General features: G+C 68.5%; 22 protein-coding genes. 18 read left to right on the plus strand and 4 right to left on the minus strand.

The features are described 5' to 3' along the window. Window positions 1-6 precede the first annotated feature (6 nt). Both HS104_28605 and HS104_28610 read right to left on the minus strand, forming a co-directional pair. Window positions 7-1,407, minus strand: a complete 1,401-nt coding sequence (locus HS104_28605; protein MBE7483914.1) for a cobalamin B12-binding domain-containing protein — start codon at window positions 1,405-1,407, stop codon at window positions 7-9. 30 nt (window positions 1,408-1,437) lie between these two features. Continuing rightward, a complete protein-coding gene (locus HS104_28610; protein MBE7483915.1) occupies window positions 1,438-1,629 on the minus strand; it encodes a hypothetical protein in 192 nt (63 codons plus the stop codon). Window positions 1,630-1,713: 84 nt separating this feature from the next. On the opposite strand from HS104_28610, the gene HS104_28615 reads away from it, so the two are divergent. From HS104_28615 to HS104_28685, 15 genes are all read left to right on the plus strand, one after another. After that, window positions 1,714-2,346, plus strand: coding sequence for a Crp/Fnr family transcriptional regulator (locus tag HS104_28615; protein MBE7483916.1), 633 nt, complete (start codon window positions 1,714-1,716; stop codon window positions 2,344-2,346). A gap of 281 nt (window positions 2,347-2,627) precedes the next feature. Further along, window positions 2,628-3,272: a cytochrome c3 family protein gene (locus HS104_28620; GenBank protein MBE7483917.1), complete on the plus strand. Its 645-nt coding sequence runs from the start codon at window positions 2,628-2,630 to the stop codon at window positions 3,270-3,272. Further along, entirely contained in the window at window positions 3,260-6,322 is a 3,063-nt protein-coding gene (locus tag HS104_28625) for a TAT-variant-translocated molybdopterin oxidoreductase (protein ID MBE7483918.1), read from the plus strand. Before HS104_28620 ends, HS104_28625 begins: the two co-directional genes overlap by 13 nt. A gap of 3 nt (window positions 6,323-6,325) precedes the next feature. Further along, a complete protein-coding gene (nrfD, locus tag HS104_28630; GenBank protein MBE7483919.1) occupies window positions 6,326-7,699 on the plus strand; it encodes a polysulfide reductase NrfD in 1,374 nt (457 codons plus the stop codon). Between the two features lie 10 nt (window positions 7,700-7,709). Beyond that, window positions 7,710-8,960: a DUF3341 domain-containing protein gene (locus tag HS104_28635; protein MBE7483920.1), complete on the plus strand. Its 1,251-nt coding sequence runs from the start codon at window positions 7,710-7,712 to the stop codon at window positions 8,958-8,960. Between the two features lie 15 nt (window positions 8,961-8,975). Continuing rightward, complete coding sequence (locus HS104_28640) at window positions 8,976-10,208, plus strand: quinol:cytochrome C oxidoreductase (protein MBE7483921.1); 1,233 nt, start codon at window positions 8,976-8,978, stop codon at window positions 10,206-10,208. Window positions 10,209-10,233: 25 nt separating this feature from the next. Further along, on the plus strand, window positions 10,234-10,773 hold the full coding sequence (locus HS104_28645; protein ID MBE7483922.1) for a hypothetical protein: 540 nt from the start codon (window positions 10,234-10,236) through the stop codon (window positions 10,771-10,773). Between the two features lie 222 nt (window positions 10,774-10,995). Beyond that, entirely contained in the window at window positions 10,996-11,631 is a 636-nt protein-coding gene (locus HS104_28650; GenBank protein ID MBE7483923.1) for a c-type cytochrome, read from the plus strand. 10 nt (window positions 11,632-11,641) lie between these two features. Further along, window positions 11,642-11,797, plus strand: coding sequence for a hypothetical protein (locus HS104_28655; protein MBE7483924.1), 156 nt, complete (start codon window positions 11,642-11,644; stop codon window positions 11,795-11,797). Then, a complete protein-coding gene (locus HS104_28660; GenBank protein MBE7483925.1) occupies window positions 11,794-12,486 on the plus strand; it encodes a cytochrome C oxidase subunit II in 693 nt (230 codons plus the stop codon). Before HS104_28655 ends, HS104_28660 begins: the two co-directional genes overlap by 4 nt. A gap of 3 nt (window positions 12,487-12,489) precedes the next feature. After that, the gene (locus tag HS104_28665) at window positions 12,490-14,199 is read left to right on the plus strand and encodes a cbb3-type cytochrome c oxidase subunit I (protein MBE7483926.1); all 1,710 of its coding nucleotides are present in this window, start codon (window positions 12,490-12,492) and stop codon (window positions 14,197-14,199) included. Next, window positions 14,196-14,768, plus strand: a complete 573-nt coding sequence (locus tag HS104_28670; protein ID MBE7483927.1) for a cytochrome c oxidase subunit 3 — start codon at window positions 14,196-14,198, stop codon at window positions 14,766-14,768. The genes HS104_28665 and HS104_28670 overlap by 4 nt, the downstream gene beginning before the upstream one ends. Before the next feature lie 8 nt (window positions 14,769-14,776). Next, on the plus strand, window positions 14,777-15,535 hold the full coding sequence (locus tag HS104_28675) for a cytochrome C oxidase subunit IV family protein (GenBank protein MBE7483928.1): 759 nt from the start codon (window positions 14,777-14,779) through the stop codon (window positions 15,533-15,535). A gap of 55 nt (window positions 15,536-15,590) precedes the next feature. Beyond that, window positions 15,591-16,169 carry a cytochrome c oxidase subunit 3 gene (locus HS104_28680; protein ID MBE7483929.1) on the plus strand — a complete coding sequence of 193 codons (579 nt, stop codon included), beginning with the start codon at window positions 15,591-15,593 and terminating at the stop codon, window positions 16,167-16,169. Further along, on the plus strand, window positions 16,166-16,423 hold the full coding sequence (locus HS104_28685) for a hypothetical protein (protein ID MBE7483930.1): 258 nt from the start codon (window positions 16,166-16,168) through the stop codon (window positions 16,421-16,423). Before HS104_28680 ends, HS104_28685 begins: the two co-directional genes overlap by 4 nt. Window positions 16,424-16,741: 318 nt before the next feature. Here the strand turns inward: HS104_28685 and HS104_28690 are convergent, their stop codons facing one another. Then, window positions 16,742-18,016 (minus strand): radical SAM protein, encoded by a 1,275-nt coding sequence (locus HS104_28690; protein ID MBE7483931.1) that lies wholly within the window; start codon window positions 18,014-18,016, stop codon window positions 16,742-16,744. A 7-nt stretch (window positions 18,017-18,023) separates the two neighbouring features. Further along, window positions 18,024-19,475 carry a D-alanyl-D-alanine carboxypeptidase/D-alanyl-D-alanine-endopeptidase gene (gene dacB / locus HS104_28695; GenBank protein MBE7483932.1) on the minus strand — a complete coding sequence of 484 codons (1,452 nt, stop codon included), beginning with the start codon at window positions 19,473-19,475 and terminating at the stop codon, window positions 18,024-18,026. Window positions 19,476-19,578: 103 nt separating this feature from the next. On the opposite strand from dacB, the gene HS104_28700 reads away from it, so the two are divergent. The 3 genes from HS104_28700 to HS104_28710 all read left to right on the plus strand — a co-directional run bounded on the left by HS104_28700 (window position 19,579) and on the right by HS104_28710 (window position 23,493). After that, window positions 19,579-21,054 (plus strand): ABC transporter substrate-binding protein, encoded by a 1,476-nt coding sequence (locus tag HS104_28700; GenBank protein ID MBE7483933.1) that lies wholly within the window; start codon window positions 19,579-19,581, stop codon window positions 21,052-21,054. Window positions 21,055-21,097: 43 nt separating this feature from the next. After that, the gene (locus tag HS104_28705) at window positions 21,098-21,637 is read left to right on the plus strand and encodes a hypothetical protein (protein ID MBE7483934.1); all 540 of its coding nucleotides are present in this window, start codon (window positions 21,098-21,100) and stop codon (window positions 21,635-21,637) included. A 188-nt stretch (window positions 21,638-21,825) separates the two neighbouring features. Further along, window positions 21,826-23,493 (plus strand): CTP synthase, encoded by a 1,668-nt coding sequence (locus HS104_28710; protein MBE7483935.1) that lies wholly within the window; start codon window positions 21,826-21,828, stop codon window positions 23,491-23,493.

A 23,493-nucleotide genomic window follows, 5' to 3' on the forward strand; every position in this document is an offset into this window, starting at 1 on the left:
GGGGAGCTACTCCGTCAGCACCGCCGGCAGCTCCAGCGGGAACGTGTCGTCCAGGTAGGCGTCCACGTCCATCAAGCGCTGCGTGCGGTAGAGCACGCCGGCCAGGGCCAGCGCCTCGCGCACGCCGATGCCGCGGAACCACTTGAGCCAGCGCCGCGAGGCGTTCCCGCTCGAGAGCACGTTCTTCTTCCAGCTCGAGACCATCAGCTCGTAGAAGCGGCGACGCCCGAGGCGCGGCTCCCAGAGCACGTGGTGCATGTCGAAGCGGGAAAAGTCTCGCTCCGCGAGGCGCGCCCTCTGCTGCGCGTAGTACTCGGTGCCGGGCAGCGGCGTGAGCACGGTGAAGCCCACGCGATCGAGGCGCAGGCGGTCGAGCAGCGCCCAGAGATCCTCGAAGTCGCTCTCGCCCCAGTCGGGATCGACGACGAAGTTGCCGGTCACGCCGAACTCGAGGCTCCGGCACAGGCGCACCGCCTCCTCGGAGTCGGCGATGGTCGCGTCCTTCTGCAGCGCCGAGAGCGCCCGGTCGGTCGCGGCTTCGAAGCCGAAGAACAGATCGAAGCGCTCGGCGAGAGGACGCCAGGCTTCGAGCACGTCGGCGCTCCGCGCCACGGTGTCGGCGCGGGTCTGGACCAGGATCCAGCGCTTCTTCACGCCGCGCTTCCGGAGCTCGAGCGCGAGCTCCCGGCTGCGGTCCCGCGGGTAGAAGAACAGGTCGTCGATCACGAACACGTCAGCGCCGACCTGGGCGAAGTCGCGACACACGGCGTCGATGTCCCGGGGGCGATAGCTGTCGGCACGGCCCACCGCGCAGAACGAGCAGCGGAACGGACAGCCGCGCCCGGTCTCGAGGGCCCAAATCGGCGAACGGTGCACGCAGCGGTAGTGCTTGCGATGACCCGCGACGAGCTCGCGGGCCGGCAGCAGCGACGGGTCGAGGCCGTCGTCGTCCGCGGTCGGGGCCCGGACCAGATCCCGCCCGCGCAGCCGGAAGCCCGAGAGGCCCGAGAGGCTCTCGCCTCGGGCCAGCGCCGAGACCAGGCGGGGTACGCTGCGCTCGCCGGCGCCCAGGCCCACGGCGTCCACCTCGGGGCCCGAGAACGCCTCGGGGTCGGCGGCGGCGGCGTGGCCCCCGACCATCACGAAGGTGCCGGGCCAGCGCGCCTTCACCCGCCGGGCGAGCGCCCGGGTCTCCGGCACGTCCAGGGTATGGATGCAGGAAATCCCGACCAGGCCCGGCCGCTGCCGGCCCAGGCCGGAGCCGAGGCGGAGGTCACGGATCTCGGCCGAGTGACCCACGCGGTGCAGGGCGGCCGCCAAGTACTCGAGCCCCAGGGGCTCGACCCGGAAAAAAGGACCTAAGCCGAAGCGCTCACGGGCGGCGGGGCGAAGCAGGAGAGCGCGCACGCGGGGACCGCTAGCACGGTCCCACCGAAGCTACTCGGGCTTTGCGTACCCCGGCTTGTCGGGCGGCGGAACGATGGCTTCTTCTCCAGCTTTCTCGGCGGGATCCGCCGAGGGTTGGGCCTTCGGTGCGGCCTTGGCTCCCCCGCCTTTGGGAGAGCTCGCCTCGGCACCCTGGTGCTCGCACGCCGCCAGCAGAAACAGCATCACGCAAATCCAGCGCATGTCCCCAGAGAGCCGATGTCGATGCGTCTCGCATTGATCCCCGTCAATCGTGCCATAATCCAGACAGCGTCGATGAACACCTCGATGCCCCTCCGCTGCCAGACCTGTGGCCTGGTGCTCCGCTCGGGAGCAGGCGATTGTCCATTCCGGGACACCCGGCGCCCCGCGGGCAGCGTCCTGCTGCAGCAAGGAGTGAAGCCGGAGACGGTCATCTACCTCCGGCGCGGGCAGGTCGTGCTGAGCTCCAACGCGGCGTCGGGTGCGGAGGTGTCGTGCGCGGTGCGCGGCCCCGACACGATGCTCGGCCTCGAGCTGCTGTTGGACCAGCCGATGCCGTATCAGGTGTGGGCGCTGACCGACGTCGCGTACTGCACCCTCGACCGCACGGCAGCGGAGGCGTGGGTCGGCGAGCGCAAGACGCCGGCGGGAGCGGCGCTCACCTACTCGCTCGAAGAGTCGGCGCGACGTGTCGGTGAGCGCCAGGCGCTCCAGGGTCCGGCGCTGCGCCGGGTCGCGCGCTTCCTCCTTCAGCACAGCGAAGCGGACGGCAGCGGCGAGCCACTCAAGACTCCGCACCGCGTCTTGGCCGGCATGCTCGGGATGCGTCCCGAGACGCTGTCGAGGACGCTGGCGGACCTGCGAGCAGCGGGCGCGCTGGCGCGCGGGCGGACCGTGCACATCGCGAGCCTCGAGCGGCTGCGCGAGCTGGCCGACTGAGGCGCCCGAGGCGGACCCCGCCGAGGCCCTGGCGGCCCGCTCTTCGGGCTTTACAAAACGCGCAGGTTTGCGCATAACCTCCGCGCGTGGCGCAGCGCCCGGCGGAGGCGTGAAGGCGGAAGTGTTCCATCGGTGACAGACACCCGTCATTTGGGTCGCCGGTCCGAGTCTCTTCTGTCGCCTTCCATACCCGCCTCGTGCTACCGGGGGGCGCCCCGATCACCCCTTCGTCCGGTGCCGTGCGTCGAGCACACCGGGCGACCCAGCTCAGGGTCGAAGCGATGAAGCCATTCACGTTCCCGCGATGGGCCAATAAGACCCGGCAGCTCGCCGGCGTCGCGCTCGGCGTCGCGCCGGTCTACCTGACCGCGCTGGTCTGGTACGGGTTCTCCCCGAAGACCACCGACGTCGGGTACCAGCCGAAGCAGCCGGTCCCGTACAGCCACGCGCTGCACGCCGGTGCCGTCGGCATCGACTGCCGCTACTGCCACAACACGGTGGACCGGGCCGCGCACGCGGCGTCGCCGCCGACCGAAACGTGCATGAATTGCCATGCCCGCGTCCGGGCCACGAGCCCGCTGCTCGAGCCCATCCGCGAGAGCGCCAAGACGGGCAAGCCGGTCGAGTGGGTCAAGGTCCACGACCTGCCGGACTACGTCTACTTCAACCACAGCGCGCACGTGACCCGCGGCGTCGGCTGCGTGAGCTGCCACGGCCGCGTCGATCAGATGGTCGAGGTCTACCAGAAGGAAACCCTCAGCATGGGCTGGTGCCTGACCTGCCACCGCGCGCCGGAGGCGCACCTTCGGCCGCCGTCCGAGGCGACGAACATGACTTGGCAGCAGCCCAGCCCGACCTTCGGCGCCGAGTTCCGCAAGGCGAACAACATCAACCCTCCCGAGGACTGTTCTGCATGTCACAGGTGAACGACAAGCCCTCGTACTGGCGGAGCCTCGCCGAGCTCGAGAACGATCCGGAGTTCCTGGAGACCGTCGAGCGCGAGTTCCGCGTGCCCCTCGACCAGGAGCCTGGCTCCCCGGCCCGCCGCCGCTTCATGCAGGTGATGGGCGCTTCCTTCGCGCTGGCCGGCCTGTCCGGCTGCCGCTGGAAGGAAGACAAGATGATCGACTTCGCCAAACGACCCGAGGGTCTGATCCCGGGCGAGGCGCGGCACTACGCCACCACGATGGAGATCGGCGGGCTCGCCGTCGGCCTGATGGCGACGAGCTACGACGGCCGCCCGGTCAAGGTGGAGGGCAACGCCGCGCATCCGGCCAACCTGGGCGCGGCGACGGCCTGGCACCAGGCGAGCATCCTGGAGCTGTACGATCCCGATCGCAGCCAGGCGGTGCTGAAGGGCGGACAGAAGGCGGAGTGGAAAGACTTCGTCACCGCCGCCAAGGAGCAGTTCGGCAAGCTCAAGGGCGCCGGCGGCAAGGGCCTGTACATCCTCTCGGGGCGCTCGAGCTCACCGACGCTGGCGGCGCTGAAGAAGGACGTGCTGGCGAAGTACCCGCAGGCCAGATGGGTCTGGTACTCGGCAGTGCCGAGCGCCGACCAGGAGCTCGCGGGCACCAAGCTCGCGTTCGGCAAGCCGCACCGCGTCCACCTCGACTGCGCCAAGGCCGCGGTGATCGTCAGCCTGGACGCAGACTTCGTCGGCCCCGGCTTCCCGATGGGCCTCAGGAACGCGCGCGCCGTCGCTGCGGGCCGCGATCCCGACGCGGAGCGCATGAATCGCCTGTACGTCGTCGAGCCGGCCTACTCGCACGCCGGCAGCATCGCCGACCACCGCCTGGCGCTGCGCTCCGAGCTGGTCAAGGCGTTCGCCGCAGCGCTGGACGCCGCGGTCAGCGCCGCCGCCAGCGCGGCCGCTGACCTCGGCCCGGCGCAGCCCAAGCCGAGCGCGGCGTTCTTGAACGACGCCAAGGTGACGAAGTTCATCGAGGCCCTCGCCAAGGACCTGGCCGCGCACAAGGGCAGCTCGCTGGTCGTGGCGGGCCCGCACCAGCCGGCGGAGGTCCACGCCATCGCCGCCCGGCTCAACCTGGTGCTGGGCAACGTAGGCAACACGCTCTCCTACTCGGAGGATGCCGACGAGCTGAGCGGCGACGAGCAGCTCAAGCAACTCGTCACCGATCTCGGCGCCGGCCAGGTGGACACGCTGCTCGTGCTGGGCGAGAACCCGGTCTACAGCGCGCCGGCGGACCTGGACTTCGCGGGCGCGTTCGCCAAGGCCAAGACCAGCATCGCGGTCACCAGCTACGTGGACGAGACGGCGAAGGTCGCGAGCTGGCACGTGCCGCTCGCGCACTACCTCGAGACTTGGGGCGACACCCGGGCCTGGGACGGCACGCTCGCCATCGCTCAGCCGCTGATCGCGCCGCTCTTCGGCGGCAAGGCGGCCATCGAGGTCGTCGCGCTCCTCACCGAGGACGTCGCCTGGGGCTCCAAGGATCTGGTGCGCCGCACTCACAAGGAAGCCTACGCGGACGACCGCAAGTGGAACCGCCTGGTGCAAGCGGGCGTGGCCGCGACCGGACGGCTCGAGATGGTGACCCCGAAGCTCCAGCCGCTCGCCCCGGTCAAGCTCGAGGGCGGCGAGGCCGGCGGGCTCGACGCTCAGAACGGCCAGCTCGAGCTCGTGTTGGCGCCTTGCGCCAAGGTCTACGACGGGCGCTGGGCCAACAACGCCTGGCTCCAGGAGCTGCCGGAGTCGTTCACCAAGCTGACCTGGGGCAACGCCGCGCTGATCGCGCCGGCGACGGCCGCGGCGCTCGGCGTCACCGACGGCACGCCGGTCCGGCTCACCCTCGGCGGCCACAGCATCGAGCTGCCGGCCATGATCGCCCCGGGCCAAGCCACCGGTTCGGTCAAGGTCGCGCTCGGCTACGGCCGCACCTCGGCGGGCATCGTCGGCGGTCACTCCGGCGACGTAGCGCCCACGACCCCGGTGGGCGCCAACGCCTTCAAGCTCAAGAGCGCGAAGCTCCAGTTCTTCGGCTCGGGCCTCTCGGTGCAGGGCATCGGCTCGCCGGACAAGCTCGCCACCACTCAGGACGTGCACGCCATCGACGACGTGGGCCGCAAGGGCACCGACGAGCGCGTCCCCATGCTGGTGCGTGAGGGCAGCCTCGCCGAGTACAAGAAGCAGCCCGACTTCGCCAAGCACGTCGTGCACCACCCGCCGCTGCTCCAGCTCTGGGAGGAGCCGGTCAAATACGACGGCAACAAGTGGGGCATGGCCATCGACCTCGGCAAGTGCATCGGCTGCAGCGCCTGCGTCACCGCTTGCCAGGCCGAGAACAACATCGCCGTGGTGGGCGAGGAGAACGTGAAAAAGGGCCGCGAGCTGCTCTGGCTGCGCGTCGATCGCTACTACAGCGGCAAGGCGGAGGAGGCCGGCGTAGTCTGGCAGCCGCTGCCTTGCCAGCAGTGCGAGAACGCGCCCTGCGAGCAGGTCTGCCCGGTCGGCGCGACCATGCACAGCGCCGAAGGCCTGAACGACATGGTCTACAACCGCTGCATCGGCACGCGCTACTGCGCCAACAACTGCCCGTACAAGGTGCGGCGCTTCAACTACTTCAACTACCACCTGGACAAGGTCGGCCCGACGCCGTGGCACGGCATGGAGAACGACCGCCACCGGGTGAAGGCCATGGTCTTCAACCCGGAGGTCACCGTTCGCGCCCGCGGCGTGATGGAGAAGTGCACGTTCTGCGTGCAGCGCATCCAGAACACCAAGATCAAGGCCAAGAACGCCAAGCGCGCCATCCGGGACAACGAGATCCAGACGGCCTGCCAGCAGACCTGCCCGACCGGCGCCATCGCCTTCGGCAACCTGAACGACAAGCAGAGCAACGTGGCCAAGCTCTCGGAGCTCGGCCGCGCGTACCACCTGCTCGCGGAGCTGAACAACCGCCCGCGCGTCGCCTACCTGGCGCGCATCAAGAACCCCAACCCGGAGCTCGGCTGAGCCATGGCCCAAGCCACCGCCGTGAACCCGTTCGACGCAGCCCCGAAGGGCGAGAACGCATTCGCCCGAATCACCGACAACGTCGCGCGTGTCGCCGAGCTCCCGAAGCCGCCCCGCGGCTGGTACATCGCCTTCGGCATCGCGCTGACGCTGCTCTCCATCTTCGGCATCAGCGTCGGCTGGTTGATGTGGACCGGTATCGGCATCTTCGGGAACATGAACCCGGTCTTCTGGGCGATGCCGATCGTGAACTTCGTGTTCTGGGTCGGCATCGGCCACGCCGGCACGCTGATCAGCGCCATCCTCTACCTGCTCCGCCAGAACTGGCGCACGGCCATCAACCGCTTCGCCGAGGCGATGACCATCTTTGCGGTCATCTGCGCCGGCGTCTTCCCGGGCTTGCACGTCGGCCGTCCCTGGCTGCCGTACTGGATGTTCCCGCTGCCGAACCAGATGAGCATGTGGCCGCAGTTCCGGAGCCCGCTGGAGTGGGACGTGTTCGCGGTCGGCACCTACTTCACGGTGTCCACGCTGTTCTGGTACATGGGCATGATCCCGGATTTCGCGACCTTCCGCGATCGCTCCACCACCAAGGTCCGCCGCCTGGCCTACGGCATCGCAGCCATGGGCTGGCGCGGCTCGAGCCGGCAGTGGCACCGCTACGAGCGCGCGTACTTGATCCTGGCGGCCCTCGCCACGCCGCTGGTGCTCAGCGTGCACTCGGTCGTGTCCTTCGACTTCGCCACGGCGCAGCTGCCGGGCTGGCACGCCACCATCTTCCCGCCCTACTTCGTGGCCGGCGCCATCTTCGGCGGCTTCGCCATGGTGGTGACGCTGGCGGTGCCGGCGCGGCAGTTCTTCGGGCTCAAACGCATCATCACCATCGGGCACCTGGAGCTGATGGCCAAGATCATCCTCGCGACGGGCATGATGGTTGGCTACGCCTACTCGATGGAGTTCTTCGTCGCTTGGTACAGCGGCAGCGACTACGAGATCTTCGCGTTCTTGAACCGCGCCATGGGGCCCTACGCTTGGTCCTACTGGTGCATGATCTTCTGCAACGTCGTCAGCCCCCAGGTCTTCTGGTGGAAGAAGATGCGCACCAACCCCTGGGTCATCCTGGTGGTGGGCGTCATCGTCAACATCGGCATGTGGTTCGAGCGCTTCGTGATCGTGATCACCAGCCTGTCCCGCGACTTCTTGCCCTCGGCCTGGGGCTACTACACGCCGACGGTCTGGGACTTCTCCCTCCTGGCAGGCAGCTTCGGCCTGTTCTTCACCCTGTTCCTGCTGTTCTGCCGTTACCTGCCCATGGTCGCCATGGCCGAGGTGAAGGCGTTCCACCCCTCCGCGCACTCGCACGGGGACGACCACTGACGGAGCGGCCATGAGCGACGAACACAAGGAAGAGAAGCGTTCCTCCGACGCCCCGACCAGCGCCGACGGCCCGCTGCACGGCTTGCTTGCCGAGTACGAGACGCCGAGCGCGCTGGTGCACGCATCCAGGAAGGTGCGCGACGCGGGTTACCAGAAGTGGGACACGTTCACCCCGTTCCCCATCCACGGCATCGAGAAGGCCATGGGCATCCGCATGACCAGCCTGCCCTGGATCGTGCTGGTGGCGGCGCTGACCGGCCTGCTGACGGCCATCACCTTGCAGTGGTGGACCAACGCCTTCGACTACAAGTTCATCTCCAGCGGCAAGCCGATGTGGAGCATCCCGGCGAACGTGCCGATCTACTTCGAGCTCACGGTGCTGTTCAGCGCCTTCGCGGCCCTGGGCGGCATGCTGGCGCTGAACAACCTGCCGCACCCCTCGCACCCGCTCGACCACAAGAAGCACTTCGCCAAGGTCACCGACGATCGCTTCTTCCTCTACATCGAGAAGGACGACGAGCGCTTCGACCCGGCGGAGACCCGGGAGATGCTGGAGAAGACCCACCCGGTGTCGCTCGAGGACGTCCACGAGGACCACTCGACCCCGGCCCAGATGCCCAAGAAGATCCTGCTCGCCGCCGCGGTCGTCGCGGTCATCGCGCTCGTGCCCTTCGGCGTCTTCGCCAAGATGCGCGAGACCCGGAACACCCAGCCACGCATCCACGCCATGGGCGACATGGACTGGCAGAACAAGTTCCAGGCGCAGCAGCCGAACCCGCTGTTCTCGGACAACATGGCGATGCGGGCGCCGGAGCCGGGCACCGTGGCGGTCGAGGACCACGTGGACGACGACCACCTGACCACCGGCAAGGTCGATGGCCAGTTCGCGCGCACCTTCCCGCAGAGCTTCAAGCTCGACGAGACCTCGATGGCCCGCGGCAAGGAGCGCTTCGACATCTTCTGCGCGCCTTGCCACGGCGTGAGCGGGAACGGCGACGGTATGGTCAACCAGCGTGCGTCGGCGCTCGCCGAGGGCACCTGGGTGCCGCCGACCAACCTGGGCCTCGACTACCTGCGTTTGATGCCGGTGGGCCAGCTCTACGACGCCATCACCCACGGCGTCCGCAACATGCCGCCCTACGCCTCGCAGATCTCCGTTGAAGATCGCTGGGCCGTCGTCCTCTACCTGCGCGCCCTGCAGAAGAGCAAGGCCGCACCCGTGGGCGAGCTGACCGACGCCGAGCGCGCCGCCTTGAAGTGAGTGGAGAGCCCTCAGATGGCCAAAGCAAAAGAGCAAGCCAAAGAAGAGAGCTTCGGCGACAACATCCGCATGGATGCGCTCGGGCAGAAGCTGATGCAGACCGCCGGCGGTGTCGGCGCGGTGGCGCTCGTCGTGAGCCTGGGCCTCGGGTTCACCGGCGACAACAAGAGCCAGTTCATGCACTCGTATCTCACGGCGTACGCCTGGATCTTGAGCATCGGACTGGGCGCCTTGTGGTGGGTCACCCTCCAGCACCTGGTCAACGCCAAGTGGAGCACGGCGCTCCGCCGCATCGCCGAGATCCTGGCAGCGACCATGCCGCTGCTCGCGCTCCTGTCGCTACCCATCGTGATCCCGACGCTGATGGGGGACACGACGCTCTACATCTGGGCCGACTCGCACAAGATGCACGCCGACCACTTGCTGCACAAGAAGGCCGCCTACCTGAACATCGGCTTCTTCGTAGTGCGGCTGGTGATCTACTTCGGCTTCTGGAGCGTGCTCTCGCGCTTCATGTTCAAGAAGAGCCTGGAGCAGGACAAGACCGGAGCCCCCGAGATCCGCTCGAAGCTCCAGGGGGTGTCCGCGCCGAGCATGATCCTCCTGGCGCTGACCCTGACCTTCGCGGCGATCGACTTCCTGATGACGCTCGAGCCCAAGTGGTACTCGACCATCTTCGGCGTCTACTTCTTCGCCGGCGCCGTGGTCAGCTTCAACTCCTTCTTCGCGCTCACGCTGATGTGGCTGCAGAAGAACGGCCGCCTGCAGAAGAGCGTCACGACCGAGCACTTCCACGACATCGGCAAGATGATGTTCGCGTTCACGGCTTTCTGGGCCTACATCGCGTTCAGCCAGTTCATGCTGATCTGGTACGCGAACATCCCGGAAGAGACCGAGTGGTACCACATCCGCGCTCACGGGCCGTGGGGCACCGTTTCGTTCGTGATGGTCGCGGTGAACTTCGTGATCCCCTTCTTCGGGCTCATGTCGCGCAGCGTGAAGCGCAACCGGAAGACGCTGGCCTTCTGGGCCATCTGGATCCTGGTCGTGCACTGGCTGGACATGTTCTGGCTCGTGAAGCCGCACATGCACACCGAGCACCTCCCGTTCAGCATCCTGGACGTCACCTGCACGGTGGCGATGCTCGGCCTGTTCATCGCCGCAGCGGCGTTCAACGCCCAAAAGGTGAACCTGATCGCGATCAAAGACCCGCGGCTGGAGAAGTCGCTGGCCTTCGAGAACTTCTGATCGGCTGCTCTGGAGCAAGAGAGACATGGCAACCGAGAAACACACCGAGAAATCCAGCCCCGTTCCCGCCATCCTGGTGCTCTTGGGCGTCGTGGGCGTGGGCGGCTTCATCGCCGTGACCAACTTCACCGCGAGCGCCGAGCAGGCGAAGCTCGAGAATCAAGCCATCGACATCGAGCGCGGCGCGAAGGATCTCAGGCTCCAACAACAAGGCGAGCTCGTGGCGCCGGTGTCCTGGGCCGACAAAGGCAAGGGCACCGCGGCCATCCCGGTCGAGCGCGCAATGAGCATCGTGGTCAAGACGCTCCAGGCGAACCCCGCAGCCGCGACGCCCGCCCCGCCGCCTCCGCCCGAGCCCGCAGCCGACGCGGGCGACGACGCCAGCGCGGCGGACGGCGAAGCCGGAGACGCGGGCGAAACCGCGGCCGACGCGGGCGCCGCCTCGACCGACGCCGGTGCACCCGCTGCAGACGCCGCGGCACCGGTCGCACCCAAGCCGGCACCCGTCGCGCCCAAGCCCCCGCCCGTTGCTCCGCAGGAACCCGCTCCTCCGACGACACCGTGACCCGAGCCCCCTCGGGCACCCACATTTCGTCCACCTACACGCATGACGCGTGTTCGTACGGAAAGGGCACATCCGGCTGTCCCGAACGTCCCGGAGTCCGCGCCGAAGTGTGCCGCTTCGGGTGAATTTCGTATTGAAGACCGAGCGGCTTGCTGTAGGTTCGGGCCGAGCAAGATGCGGATTGGACAGATGACGACACCACGTCGCCGGTCTGCGCAGACGTTGCGCGCTTGGGCCCTGATCGCCGTCACACTGGTTCTCGCCCCGGCGCTGTCCGGCTGCGACCAGGCACCCGCCGGCGGCACGGCGTCCGGCGCGGAGATCTACCAGCTGTGCACGCAGTGCCACGGGCCGAACGGCCTGGGCAACCACCAGGCGAACACGCCGGCCATCGCGGGGCTGCCCGCTTGGTACATCGAGGCGCAACTCTTGAAGTTCCGCGCCGGCCAACGCGGCGCGCACCCGGATGACCTGACCGGCATGCAGATGCGCCCCATCGCGCGGACGCTGACCAACGACGTGGACGTGAAGACCATCTCCGACTTCGTCTCGAAGATGCCGCGCTTCCGCCCGGAGCCGCAGATCAAGGATGCCGACCCCGCGCGGGGCTCGGCGCTCTACAAGACCTGTGCGGCTTGCCACGGCGCGAACGGCGAAGGCAACGAGGGCACCAAGGCCCCGCCGCTCCAGGCGCAGAGCGACTGGTACATCGCGACGCAGCTGATGAGCTTCCGCAAGGGCGCCCGCGGCTCGCATCCGGAGGACGCGATGGGCGGGCTGATGCGTTCGCAGGCCGCGATGTTGCCGGACGACCAGGCGACTCGAGACATCGCCGCGTTCGTCGCCCAGGCCAAGTGAGGAGATCGCCATGGCAAAAGACATCAACGTCGACGATCTCGCCAAGTGGACCTTCTGGATCACCTTCGCCGGCTGCGTCGCCTACGTGTTGGTCGTAGCCCTGTTCATCCTGAGCGGTGAGCCCAGCCAGACTCCCCAGACGACTACGGAGAGCGGTCACAAATGATTGAGCTGCTGGTTCCCCAAGCCTCTTCCTACGCCGCCGACGTCGACAACCTGATCACGCTGATCACGGTCCTCGTCGGCTTCTGGTTCCTGCTGGCCGAGGGCATCTTTTTCTACTTCATCTTCAAGTTCAAGGCGAAGGAAGGCCAGAAGGCCCAGTACATCACCGGCGAGAAGAAGGAAGAGAAGAAGTGGATCACCCGGCCGCACAACGCCGTGTTGGTCTGCGACGTGATCCTGATCGCGATGGCCATCAAGGTCTGGGTCGAGATCAAGCAGACCATGCCCGAGCCGGACGCCAAGGTGAACGTCATCTCGCAGCAGTGGGCCTGGAGCTTCGAGCACCCCGGCCCCGACGGGAAGCTCGGCAACGAGGACGACATCCGCACCGCCGACGAGCTGCACGTCGAGGTCGGCAAGACCTACCACTACAACCTGGTCTCGCGTGACGTGCTGCACAGCTTCAGCGTGCCCGTCTTCCGCCTCAAGCAGGACGCCATCCCCGGCCGCGTCATCCAGGGTTGGTTCAAGCCGACCAAGACCGGCAGCTTCGACATCCAGTGCGCCGAGATCTGCGGCGTCGGGCACGGGCTGATGCCCGCCCGGATCGTCATCGAGTCACCCGCGGCGCACGCCGCTTGGATCGCCGAGCAGTCGCAGAAACGGCTCGCCAGCGCGAAGGCCCCCTGAGCCATGAGTCACGACGCGCATCACGAAGAAGGTTGGTTCAAGAAGTACTGCTGGTCGACGGATCACAAGATCATCGGCTTCCAGTACCTGTTCACCGGAATGGCGCTGGCCGTGCTGGGCGGCTTCTTCGCCTACGCCTTCCGCATGCAGCTCGGCTTCCCCGGCAAGGCGGTGCCGGGCTTCGGCGTCGTGTCGCCGAACGAGTACAACGCGCTGGTCACGAACCACGGCACGATCATGATCTTCTGGGTGGCGATGCCCGTCTTGATCGCCGCCTTCGGGAACTTCCTGATCCCGCTGATGATCGGCTGCGACGACATGGTGTTCCCGCGGCTGAACCGGCTCAGCTACCAGATCTTCCTGCTCAGCGCGCTGGTGCTCTTGGCCTCGATGGTGGTGCCAGGCGGCGGCTTCGGCGGCGCCTGGACGGCCTACCCACCGCTCTCCGCCAAGCACCAGTACAGCCTCACACCCGCCGGTTCGTCGCTCTGGCTCCTGGCGGTAGCCCTCGAGTTCGTCGCCTTCCTGATGGGCGGCATCAACTTCGTGACCACGGTGATGAACTCGCGCGCGCCGGGCATGAAGTGGTCGGACATCCCGGTCGTGATCTGGATGATCGTGCTCGCCAGCATCATCTTCATGGCCTCGGTGGGACCGCTGGTCGCCGGCGCGGTCATGCTGTTCTTCGATCAGCAGCTGGGCACGGGCTTCTACGACCCCGTCCGGGGCGGCGACCCCATCCTGTGGCAGCACCTGTTCTGGTTCTTCGGGCACCCGGAGGTGTACGTGGTGCTCTTGCCGGCCGTGGGCATCACCATCGACGTGATCGCCACCTTCGCCCGCAAGAAGGTGTTCGCCTACAAGACGGTGCTCTACACGGCCTTCGCCACCGGCATCCTGAGCTTCTTCGTCTGGGCGCACCACCAGTTCATTGCCGGCATCGACCCGCGCATGGCCAACGTGTTCACGGTGACCACCGTGCTCATCTCGGTGCCCATCGCCGAGATGATGTTCGTGACCATCGCCACGCTCTACGGCGGTTCCATTCGGCTGACGACGCCCATGCTCTGGGCGCTGTCCTTCGTGGCGGAGTTCCTGATCGGCGGCGTGACCGGCATCTACCTGGGCTCGAGCGGCTCCGACATCTACTTCCACGACACGTATTTCGTGCTCGCCCACTTCCACTACACCTTCGTGCCCATCGCCATCATCGGCACCTTCGCGGGGGTCACCTACTGGTTCCCGAAGATGTTCGGCAAGATGATGGACGAGAAGCTCGGCAAGCTTCACTTCTGGACGACCATCATCCCTTTCAACTTCATCTTCATCCCGCTGTTCATCACGGGCGCCGGCGGCGATCACCGCCGCATCTTCGACTACCGCGCGTTCCCCGACCTGAACCGCCCGGAGATGCAGAACCTGCGCATGATCGCCACGATCGCAACGGTGGCGATGCTCGCGGCGCAGGTGATCTTCTTCTACAACTTCATCAAGAGCATCCGCTCCGGCAAGAAGGCGGACAAGAACCCCTGGCTGGCCAACACGCTGGAGTGGACGGTGCCGTCTCCGCCGCCGCACGGTAACTTCGCGGTCTTCCCCAACGTCTACCGCGGGCCCTACGAGTACTCGGTGCCCGGTCGCAAGCTCGACTACTGGCCTCAGGACGAGCCGCCGGACGACGAGGCCGCACCAGCGAAGGAGGCGGCGGAATGAGCAAGCCCATCGCGACCACGCGTAGCGTGACAGGCATCCCCACGGGGCGGCTCGCCGTCTGGTGGGTCATCGCCTCGGAAATCGTGATCTTCGGCGGCCTCTTGGCGTCGTACATCATGCACCGGCTCGGGCACCCGGAGTTCGGCGACTACGCCGCGCACACCAACACCTGGATCGGAGCCTTCAACACCCTGGTGCTGCTCTCGTCCAGCCTGTCGGCAGTGCTCGCCCACCAGGCGGCAGAGCGCAAGGACGGCGTCCGCGCCGCCAAGCTCCTGCTCTTCACCATGCTCGGCGGCCTGGTCTTCGCGGGCGTGAAGAGCGTGGAGTGGACCATCGAGATCTCCAGCGGCTTCACCCTGACCACGAACGCCTTCTGGTCCTTCTACTACACGGCCGCCGGGCTCCACGCCCTGCACGTCATCGCCGGTGTGGTGATCATGGGCATCGTTGCGGCCGACGCGGCGAAGGGCAAGGAGCTCCAGCGAGTGGAGCTGATCGGCAACTACTGGCACTTCGTCGACATCGTCTGGATCTTCCTGTTCCCGCTGCTCTACATCGCGAAGTGAGGCGAGAAATGTCCGCCAAAGACGAAGACAAGAAGGACGACAAGCCGGCCGGCGAGGCCGAAGAACGCGACGAGAGCGGCGCCGAGGAAAAGGAGCGCGACAGCTCCGGCGGCGACGACGACTCGGGCGACGACGACTCGGGCGACGACGACTCGGGCGACGACGACTCGGGCGACGACGACTCGGGCGACGACGACTCGGGCGACGACGACTCCGACGGGGACGACGACTCCGACGGGGACGACGACTCCGACGGGGACGAGGACGAGGAGTCAGAGGCGGAGGCCAAGCCGGAAGCCAAGAAGGCTCGGGCGAGCGAGCCGCCCCCGTCCGCCCCGAAGGCGAAGGCCCGCAGCGTGCCGCCGCCTGCCAAGCACGAGCCCAAGCACGAGCACGCGCCCGGCCACCACGCCGAGCACCACGGGGACATGTTCTACGTGCAGATCTGGGCGATCCTGGTGGTCCTCTTGGTCGTGAGCGTGGTCGGCCCGATGCTCGGTCACCCGATCCTGACCCTGATCACCGCGTTCGGCATCGCGCTGGTGAAGGCCTACATGGTGGCCAAGAATTTCATGCACCTGGCCATCGAGCGCCGCTACGTGGTCTACATGCTGGTGACCATGGTGGCCTTCATGGTGCTGCTCTTCGCCGGCGTCGCCCCGGACGTGATGAAGCACAAGGGCCACAACTGGAAGAACGAGGCCGCCGAGCAAGAGGTCAAGCGCGCCCTCGATGCCGTCAAGCACGACCCGCACAAGGCTCACTGATGGCCCACGAGCTCGAGCAATCGGTCCAGGCGAGCCGCACATGACCTCGGCCGCCATGACCATCGAACGGACCTCCGGCGTCAGCCCACGACGCACCCCGGTGGCTTCCAACGCCGTCATCGGCATGGTCATCTTCATCGCCGCGGAGGTCATGTTCTTCGCGGCGCTGATCAGCGCCTTCACCATCACGCGCATCAGCACGCCCGGTCCGTGGCCGCCGCCGGGTCAGCCGCGCTTCCCCATCGAAGCGACGGCGGTGAACACCGGAGCCCTCTTGGCCAGCGGCGTCGCGCTGTTCTTCGCGCAGCGCGAGCACGCCCGAGCGCGCAGCGCGGCGAAGCTGCTCGGCGCAGCGACGCTGCTCGGCGCGGCGTTCGTGGGCTTGCAGGGTTACGAGTGGGTGGGCCTGATCCGCGAGGGCTTGACCTTGCGCTCGGGCCCGAGTGCCAGCTTCTTCTACCTCCTGGTCGGCGCCCACGCGCTGCACGCCGTCGCGGGCATCGTGGTGCTCGGGATCGCCTGGGCGAAGGCCAAGAAGGACGAGCTCAGCGCGGGCTACTTCGTGGCGATGCGCCTCTACTGGTACTTCGTGGTGGGTCTCTGGCCCATCCTGTACTGGAGGGTCTACCTGTGAGGCGGCGGCTCGCGGCGCTCGTCGCGGCCTGCCTGGTGCTCCTCGTGCCGGCGCTCGCCTTCGCCTGCCCGGTGTGCGGCGTGGGCAGCGAGGCCAACCGCCGCGCCTTCGTCGGCTCGACCATCTTCCTGAGCCTGCTCCCGCTGGCGATGATCGGCGGCCTGGTCGGCTATGCGGTGTGGCGCGTGCGCAAGCAGGAGCGCCTGCGCGACGCGGAAGCCGCCGCGCAAGGCCCGGCACGCACGACGACCTGAAGAGTTGCGCCACGACGCCACGGACGCCACGGCGCCACGATTTCTTTCTGTCCCCCGCTTTGGACGGCGCGCGATCCTGTCCACGCGAGCGTGGAGCGCACGCCGTTCGGCCCGAAGAGTTGCGCCACGACGCCACGGACGCCACGATTTCTTTCTGTCCCCCGCTTTGGACGGCGCGCGATCCTGTCCACGCGAGCGTGGAGCGCGCGCCGTTCGGTCCGCTCTGAATTCGAGATTCTCTTCGTGGCGTTCGTGGCGTTCGTGGCGTCGTGGCGCAATTCTCTTTCCTACCTGGAGCCTTCGGTCCGGGAGAGGGGCTCAGTACACGAAGCGCCGGATGTCGTAGAGCGCGATCGGCACGCTCACGCCCGCGGCCCGGAGCTTCTCGCGCAGCTCACCGGCCTGCTCCCTGATCTGGCCTGAAGAGAGCGCACCCTGGAGCGTGAGGCTCCTCTCGAACGCCGAGCCGTGCTCGAGGTGGAGCGGCGACAGGTAGACGCGATCGCCCCTGCCCAGCCGCATCCGAGCGATGACGTCCACGGTTGCCTCGACGTGACGCTCGGCCAAGCGCTGGCCGCCGGCGCCCACGAGCACGATCACGCCCAGGCCGACCCCCGCCGCGTGCAGGCTCGCCGCCAGCTCCACGGCGGCGGCGGACTCCGCGGGCTTGCCCAACGTGGCGAGCACCTCGTCGCTGCCGCTCTCGAGCCCCAAGGACACGCCGGTGAGCCCTCGGGCACGGAGCTCGGCGAGCTCCGCCACGCTCTTCGGCTTGGAGAACGCATCGATGAATGCCGACAGCGACGCGAGCGACGCGGGGGCACCCGCGCTCGCGAGCTCGGCTTGCACGACGTCCAGGAGGGGCAGGAGCTTGTCCTGGGCCACCACCAGCGCGTTGGCCTGGCCGAGGAACACCCCGCGGCGGAGCGGCAGGGCGCGACCCACGAGCCCGAGCACGCCCCGAACGTGCGCCCGGAGCGCGTCCGGCGTCTTCAGCGAGAAGCTCACGTCGCGGTACAGGTGGCAGAACGTGCAGCGATTCCAGGAGCAGCCCGACGTGAGCTGGAGCACGAGCGCGCGGTTCTGATCCGGCGGCAGAATGGGGATGGGCTGGTAGACCGCGCGATAGCGCTCCGCCTCGGCCGCCCGAGCGGCGGCGCCGAGCTGCTCGACCGCTCGACGGAGCGGCTCCGCGATGCCTTCATCCACGCTGGCGCGGAGCGCGCCCGCGGCGCGATGCACCAGCTCGCCGACGCGCTCGAGCACCCGGCCCGCGTCCGCATCCGGCAACAGCTGGATGGCGAGCGAGCGCTCGGTCCCGTGGCGCGCAATCGAGACCTGCCTCACTCGACCGTCCAGCCCGCGCTGAAAGGAGCTGCCGCCCAGCCAGGCGCGGTGCAGGCGGCCCTCCAGATCCAGGTGCACCAGGTCCTCCTCCCCAGCGAACAGCGAGAGCAGGTGGTCCTTTCTTCCGAGCGCGAGCTCGGCATCGACCAGCACGAGGAGCTCGCGATACGCGCTGCCGATTTCGTGGCGAGTCGAGAGGCCCTTGGACACTTCGCCTACGCTGACCCGGCGGTGGGCGAGGCGCAACGCCGCCTCACTTACCCAGCGCCGCGCGCTCCACCACCCGGTCGAAGGCGCGCCGCTGCTCGTCGGCCTTGCCGGCGATGCCGTTGACGACGAACGCGAAGGCGAGCCGCGGCTTGCCGTCGTCGCCGAGCACGAAGCCGGAGAGCGAGTTTGCGCGGGCCAGCGTGCCGGTCTTGCCCCTGACCTTGTTGGAGAGCCTCTTGGTACGGAAGCGGTTGCGAAGCGTGCCGTCCACGGCGCCCACCGCCAGCTGATCGACGAAGACCGTCCCGGTCTTTGGGTCGCGGCCGGCGGCGATCAGGGCGGAGACGAGCGACGCCGCGCTGAGGCGGTTCGCGTCGAAGAGGCCCGAGCCGTTCGAGATGCGCGTCCCAGCGTCCGCCGCGCCCGCCGACTTCAGCCAATCGTGGACCTGCGCCGCACCGTCGGCGCTCGCGCCCGGTCGCTGGCTGGTCTCGGCGCCCAGGGCCTTCAGCAGCATCTCCGCGTAGAAGTTGTCGCTGTTCTTGCCCACCTCGCGGAGCAGCGCGGACAAGGGCTCGCTCTTCTTCTCGTGGAGCGCGGCCGTCTCGCCCTTGCCGCCTTCGCCGACGCTGCCTTCCACGACGACGCCGCGCCGCTTGAGCAGCGCGCGCAGCACGTGACCGGCGTAGAGTCGGGGATCGTCCACGCGCTTGGCGAACGCCGTGGGCTTCGCGTCCACGGCGATGTGCCCGGACAGACGGATGGCGAGGGTCGTGCCGTTCGGCCGCATCTCGACGGAGAGCCTCCGGCCTTTGCCCTTCTTCTCGGTGACGATCTTGCCTTCGACCTCGACGAAGCCGGCGGGCTCGACGCTCACCTTGGCCGCCTCGCCCAGCTCGCCGGGCGCGACGCGCACGACGAATGCGTTCCGATCGAGCGGCACGGCGCTGACCGGAGCCCGGAATGACGCCCACTCCGCGGGTTGCTGCTCGAAGGCAGGGGGCACGAAGCGCGCGTCGAACGCGCTCTGATCGACCAAGATTTCCCCGACCCTCTTCACACCGGCATCGGCGAGCTCCTTGACCCAGCGCGCGAGGTCGCGGCTCGACAGGCTGGGATCGCCGTTCGAGCGCAGGACCAGCCGCTCCACGCCGGCATCCTTCTTGACGCCGTAGAGCCCGCTCTGGAAACGGTAATCGGGTCCGAGCCGCGCGAGCAGCGCCGCGGCCGTCGCCACCTTGGCGTTCGACGCCGGGTTGAGCGACAAGGCCGGGTTCTTCTCGGCCACGACCCGGCGCGTCTCGACGTCGACCACGAGGGCGGACAGCTCGCCCTTCTGCTTTTCGACCCAAGCCGCGAAGCGATCGAGCTCCTTCTGCGCTGGGCTCGGGGCCCGCGCAGCGGGGCCGGCTGCCGCCAGCTCGGCGAGCGCGGGCCCCGGGTGACCGAAGGCAGCCGCCGCCGCCACGAGCAGAGCCAAGACCGTCCGGCGCATCGGCACTCCGGAGATAGCGTCGATCCGAACGCCGGTCGAGTTCCCGGGAATTCCGGGGTGAGCGAAACTCGCGCAGGCCCACGCCATGGTCTAGAACCGTGCAGTGCGGCGCGCGCTCGCCTTCGGCCTGCTCGGGGCCCTCTCCGCCTGCGGCGGAGCGCGCTCGGACCGGGGTCGTCCGCTCGAGATCGTCCTGCCGCAGGAGATCGCCACGCTGGATCCGCGCTTTTCGACGCGAGGCCACGACGTGAAGACGACCCGGCTCGTCCACGCCGGCCTGGTCGGGCTCGACCCCGACACCCTGGCGCCGGTGCCGCTCGTCGCCAAGAGCTGGCGCTTCGTGGACGAGCGTAGCTTGGAGGTCGAGCTGCGGCCCGGCCTGCGCTTCCACAGCGGCAAGCCCCTCGCCGCCTCGGATGTGTGCGCGACGCTCCGCGCCATCGCCGACACGAAGCTCGGCAGCCCCCACCGTGCGGTGGTCAGAGCCATCGGCGCCTGCACCCCTCGAGGCAACGATCGCGTGCGCATCGAGCTCGAGAGTGCGCGCGCCACGCTGCTCACCGACCTGGAAGTGCCAATCCTGCGCGAGGACCAGGCGCGCTCGGCGCCGCAGCCTCTCGGCGGGCTGGACGGCCTCGGACCGTACCGCGTCGCCCGCGCCTCACCGTCGGTGGTGGAGCTCGAGCCGGCGGACACCGGCGTCGTGCCGCGTCCGGCGCACGCCGTGGTGGTGCGCAGCATCCGCGACGAGAACGCGCGTGCGCTGCGCTTGCTCGCGGGACGCGCGGACATCGCGCCCAACGCGCTCTCCCCCACGCTCTTACCGACCCTGGAGGGGCGCGCCGGCCTCCGCGTTCGTGCTCGGAGCGGGGCCAACGTCAGCTACCTCCTGTTCCAGAACGACCGGCCGCCCTTCGACCGCCCCGAGGTGCGTCGCGCCGTGTCGCGAGCGATCGACCGCGAGCTGATCGTGCGGACGCTGTTCGCGGGGCGTGCGCAGACGGCGAGCGGGCTCCTGCCCGCGGGGCACTGGGCCGCGCCGGACGTGGGGGCGAGCGCACCCCCGGCGGCGGACCGCGCGCTCCTCGGGACGCTGCCGCCGGTGACGCTGGTCACCAGCACCGACCGCCTGCGGGTGACCGTCGCCCGCGCCATCGCCCAAATGCTCGGCGACGCCGGGCTCAGCGTCCGGGTGGTGTCCCTCGACTTCGGCGTGCTGCTCGCGCGGCTCGACGCGGGCGACTTCGAGATGGCGACCTTGCAGATGCCGGAGCTCACCGAGCCGAACGTGCTCGCGTGGTTCTTCCACCCGCGGGGCGTGCCCGGCGAGGGCGGCGAGGGCAAGAACCGCGCGCGCTACCGCGACGCCGACGTCGGCCGCTGGCTCGACGCGGCCGGCGCAACTCGGGACACGGCTCGGCGCAGGCAGCTCTACTCCCAGGTCGCCGAGCGCATGCGGCGCGATCTCCCCGTGCTGCCCCTCTGGCACGAGGACCAGGTCGCGGTGGTCTCGGAGCGCGCAGCCGAGCTCACGCTCTCGGCCGAGGGCCGCTGGCTGGGAATCGCGGCCCTGCGCTGACCTCCCTTGCATTCCGCCGCCACCCCGGCCAAAAGGCCTTCCCGTGCGCACGCCCCGCGTCCTTCTGGCTCTCTGCCTCGTCTGCGCGAGCGCGCTCTCGGTGCGCCCGACCCTCGCCGACGAGCCGGAGCGCCCGACCCGCGTGGACACCGGCGTCTACCCGCCCTCGGGCACGCAGCTGAACCTCGCGCTCGTCGGGCTCGGCGCGACCGCGGTCTGGTACGGCGCCGCCCTCGGCTTCTCCTACGCCTGGCCCGACGCGCCCGGAGCAGAGGATCTGCGCATCCCCGTGGCCGGCCCCTGGATGGCGCTCGGCGAGACGGGCTGCGCCGACGACGATCCGGGCTGCTCCACCTTCACGGTGGTGCTGCGCGCCATCCTCACGACCATGGACGCCGTGGGACAGACCGGCGGCGTGCTCGTCGCCGCCGAGGCCATCTTCCTCCCGACCCAGGACGTTGCTGCGGCGCCCAAGCGACGGCCTCTGCCGCGGCTCGAGCGCGAGCAGGGTCTGATGCTCCGACCCGTACCGTACACGGCGGGTCGAGACGGGCTCGGTCTCGGGCTCGTGGGTCGGTTCTGAGCTGTCGGCGTCTCGCAGCTCGCGCACGCGCGGCTCCGCTCCCCGCTCCGTGAAACCTCGGCGCCTTCGTTTCACGAAACTTTCGCGCGCCTTTACTGCCAACGTTTCCGCGAGGATCCTGCGCCTCCGAAATCGAGGGTGCCAATCCTCGTCAGGCGTGTTAATCCGCCACGCTTGGAGGTCGCACGGTGAGTCGACGGACCAAGTTCGTGTTCATCACCGGCGGAGTCGTCTCCTCCATCGGCAAGGGACTGGCGAGCGCCTCCATCGGCGCGCTGATGGAAGCGCGTGGCCTCCGGGTCACGCACATGAAGCTCGACCCGTACATCAACGTGGATCCGGGCACGATGTCGCCCTACCAGCACGGCGAGGTCTACGTCACGGACGACGGCGCCGAGACGGATCTGGACCTCGGTCACTACGAGCGCTTCACGTCCTGCCGCCTGACCCGCCAGGCCAACATCACCACCGGGCGCATCTACGAGGCGGTGATCAGCAAGGAGCGCCGCGGCGAGTACCTGGGCGCCACGGTGCAGGTGATTCCTCACATCACCGACGAGATCAAGGCGAGGGTGAAGCAGGCGACCTCGGGCGCCGACATCGCCATCGTCGAGATCGGCGGCACCGTCGGCGACATCGAGTCCCTGCCCTTCCTGGAGGCCATCCGCCAGCTGAAGCTCGAGGCGGGCCACGAGAACGCGGTCAGCGTGCACGTGACGCTGGTGCCGTTCATCCCCACGGCCGGCGAGCTGAAGACCAAGCCGACCCAGCACTCCGTGCGCGAAATGCGCGAGATCGGCATCCAGCCGGACATCCTGATTTGCCGCTGCGATCGCCCGATTGCCCGGGGCCTGAAGGAGAAGATCGCGCTGTTCTCCAACGTGCCCGTGGGCAGCGTGATCAGCGCCGTGGACGTCGGGTGCATCTACGAGCTGCCCCTGGTGCTGCACGCCGAGGGCCTGGACACCGTGCTCACCGAGCGGCTGAACATCTGGTCCCGGGACCCCGAGCTCAGCCACTGGAAGCGCACCGTCGAGAAGTTCAAGAAGCCGGCCAACGGCAGCGTGAAGATCGGCGTGGTCGGCAAGTACGTCCACCTGAAGGACAGCTACAAGTCGCTGCACGAGGCGCTGGTCCACGGCGGGCTGTCCCAGGACTGCGCGGTGGAGCTCGAGTACATCGACTCCGAGCAGATCGAGCGCGGGAGCGCAGCTGCGATGCTGAGCGGCCTCGACGCCATCCTGGTGCCGGGCGGGTTCGGTGATCGCGGCGTGGAAGGCAAGATCTCGGCGATCCGCTTCGCCCGCGAGAACAAGGTGCCGTTCTTCGGCATCTGTCTGGGCATGCAGCTGGCGGTGATCGAGTACGCGCGCCACGTCTGCAACCTGAAGGGCGCCAGCTCCACGGAGTTCCAGAAGGACGCCGCGCACGCCGTCATCGACCTGATGCCGGACCAGCAAGGTGTGAAGGACAAGGGCGGCACGATGCGCCTGGGCGCCTATCCGTGCACGCTGCTCTCCGGCAGCCGCGCCGCGCAGATCTACGGTGCGGGAGAGATCAGCGAGCGGCACCGGCACCGCTTCGAGTTCAACAACGAATACCGCGAGCCCCTGACCAAGGCCGGGCTCGTGCTCTCCGGGACCAGCCCCGACGGGCGGCTGGTCGAGATCGTGGAGCTGCCGGATCACCCGCACTTCGTCGGGTGCCAGTTCCACCCCGAGTTCAAGAGCCGTCCGATGGCGGCGCACCCGCTGTTCAGCCACTTCGTGGCCGCTGCGCTCCGCCGCCGCGACGAGCTCGCCGCCTCCGCTCGCGGCGAAGCCGGCCAGAAGGACGCCAGCAGCAGCGTGAACTGA

The organism is Polyangiaceae bacterium (assembly GCA_015075635.1).
Lineage (GTDB): Bacteria > Myxococcota_A > Polyangia > Polyangiales > Polyangiaceae > JADJKB01.

Excerpts from the sequence above, each read along its gene's own strand:
- HS104_28655 (MBE7483924.1), top strand. The coding sequence starts at position 11,642 with ATGGCAAAAGACATCAACGTCGACGATCTCGCCAAGTGGACCTTCTGG.
- HS104_28635 (MBE7483920.1), top strand. The coding sequence starts at position 7,710 with ATGAGCGACGAACACAAGGAAGAGAAGCGTTCCTCCGACGCCCCGACC.
- HS104_28680 (MBE7483929.1), top strand. The coding sequence starts at position 15,591 with ATGACCATCGAACGGACCTCCGGCGTCAGCCCACGACGCACCCCGGTG.
- nrfD (MBE7483919.1), top strand. The coding sequence starts at position 6,326 with ATGGCCCAAGCCACCGCCGTGAACCCGTTCGACGCAGCCCCGAAGGGC.
- HS104_28660 (MBE7483925.1), top strand. The coding sequence starts at position 11,794 with ATGATTGAGCTGCTGGTTCCCCAAGCCTCTTCCTACGCCGCCGACGTC.
- HS104_28670 (MBE7483927.1), top strand. The coding sequence starts at position 14,196 with ATGAGCAAGCCCATCGCGACCACGCGTAGCGTGACAGGCATCCCCACG.
- HS104_28665 (MBE7483926.1), top strand. The coding sequence starts at position 12,490 with ATGAGTCACGACGCGCATCACGAAGAAGGTTGGTTCAAGAAGTACTGC.
- HS104_28645 (MBE7483922.1), top strand. The coding sequence starts at position 10,234 with ATGGCAACCGAGAAACACACCGAGAAATCCAGCCCCGTTCCCGCCATC.
- HS104_28620 (MBE7483917.1), top strand. The coding sequence starts at position 2,628 with ATGAAGCCATTCACGTTCCCGCGATGGGCCAATAAGACCCGGCAGCTC.
- HS104_28625 (MBE7483918.1), top strand. The coding sequence starts at position 3,260 with ATGTCACAGGTGAACGACAAGCCCTCGTACTGGCGGAGCCTCGCCGAG.
- HS104_28610 (MBE7483915.1), bottom strand. The coding sequence starts at position 1,629 with ATGCGCTGGATTTGCGTGATGCTGTTTCTGCTGGCGGCGTGCGAGCAC.
- dacB (MBE7483932.1), bottom strand. The coding sequence starts at position 19,475 with ATGCGCCGGACGGTCTTGGCTCTGCTCGTGGCGGCGGCGGCTGCCTTC.
- HS104_28615 (MBE7483916.1), top strand. The coding sequence starts at position 1,714 with ATGCCCCTCCGCTGCCAGACCTGTGGCCTGGTGCTCCGCTCGGGAGCA.
- HS104_28675 (MBE7483928.1), top strand. The coding sequence starts at position 14,777 with ATGTCCGCCAAAGACGAAGACAAGAAGGACGACAAGCCGGCCGGCGAG.
- HS104_28640 (MBE7483921.1), top strand. The coding sequence starts at position 8,976 with ATGGCCAAAGCAAAAGAGCAAGCCAAAGAAGAGAGCTTCGGCGACAAC.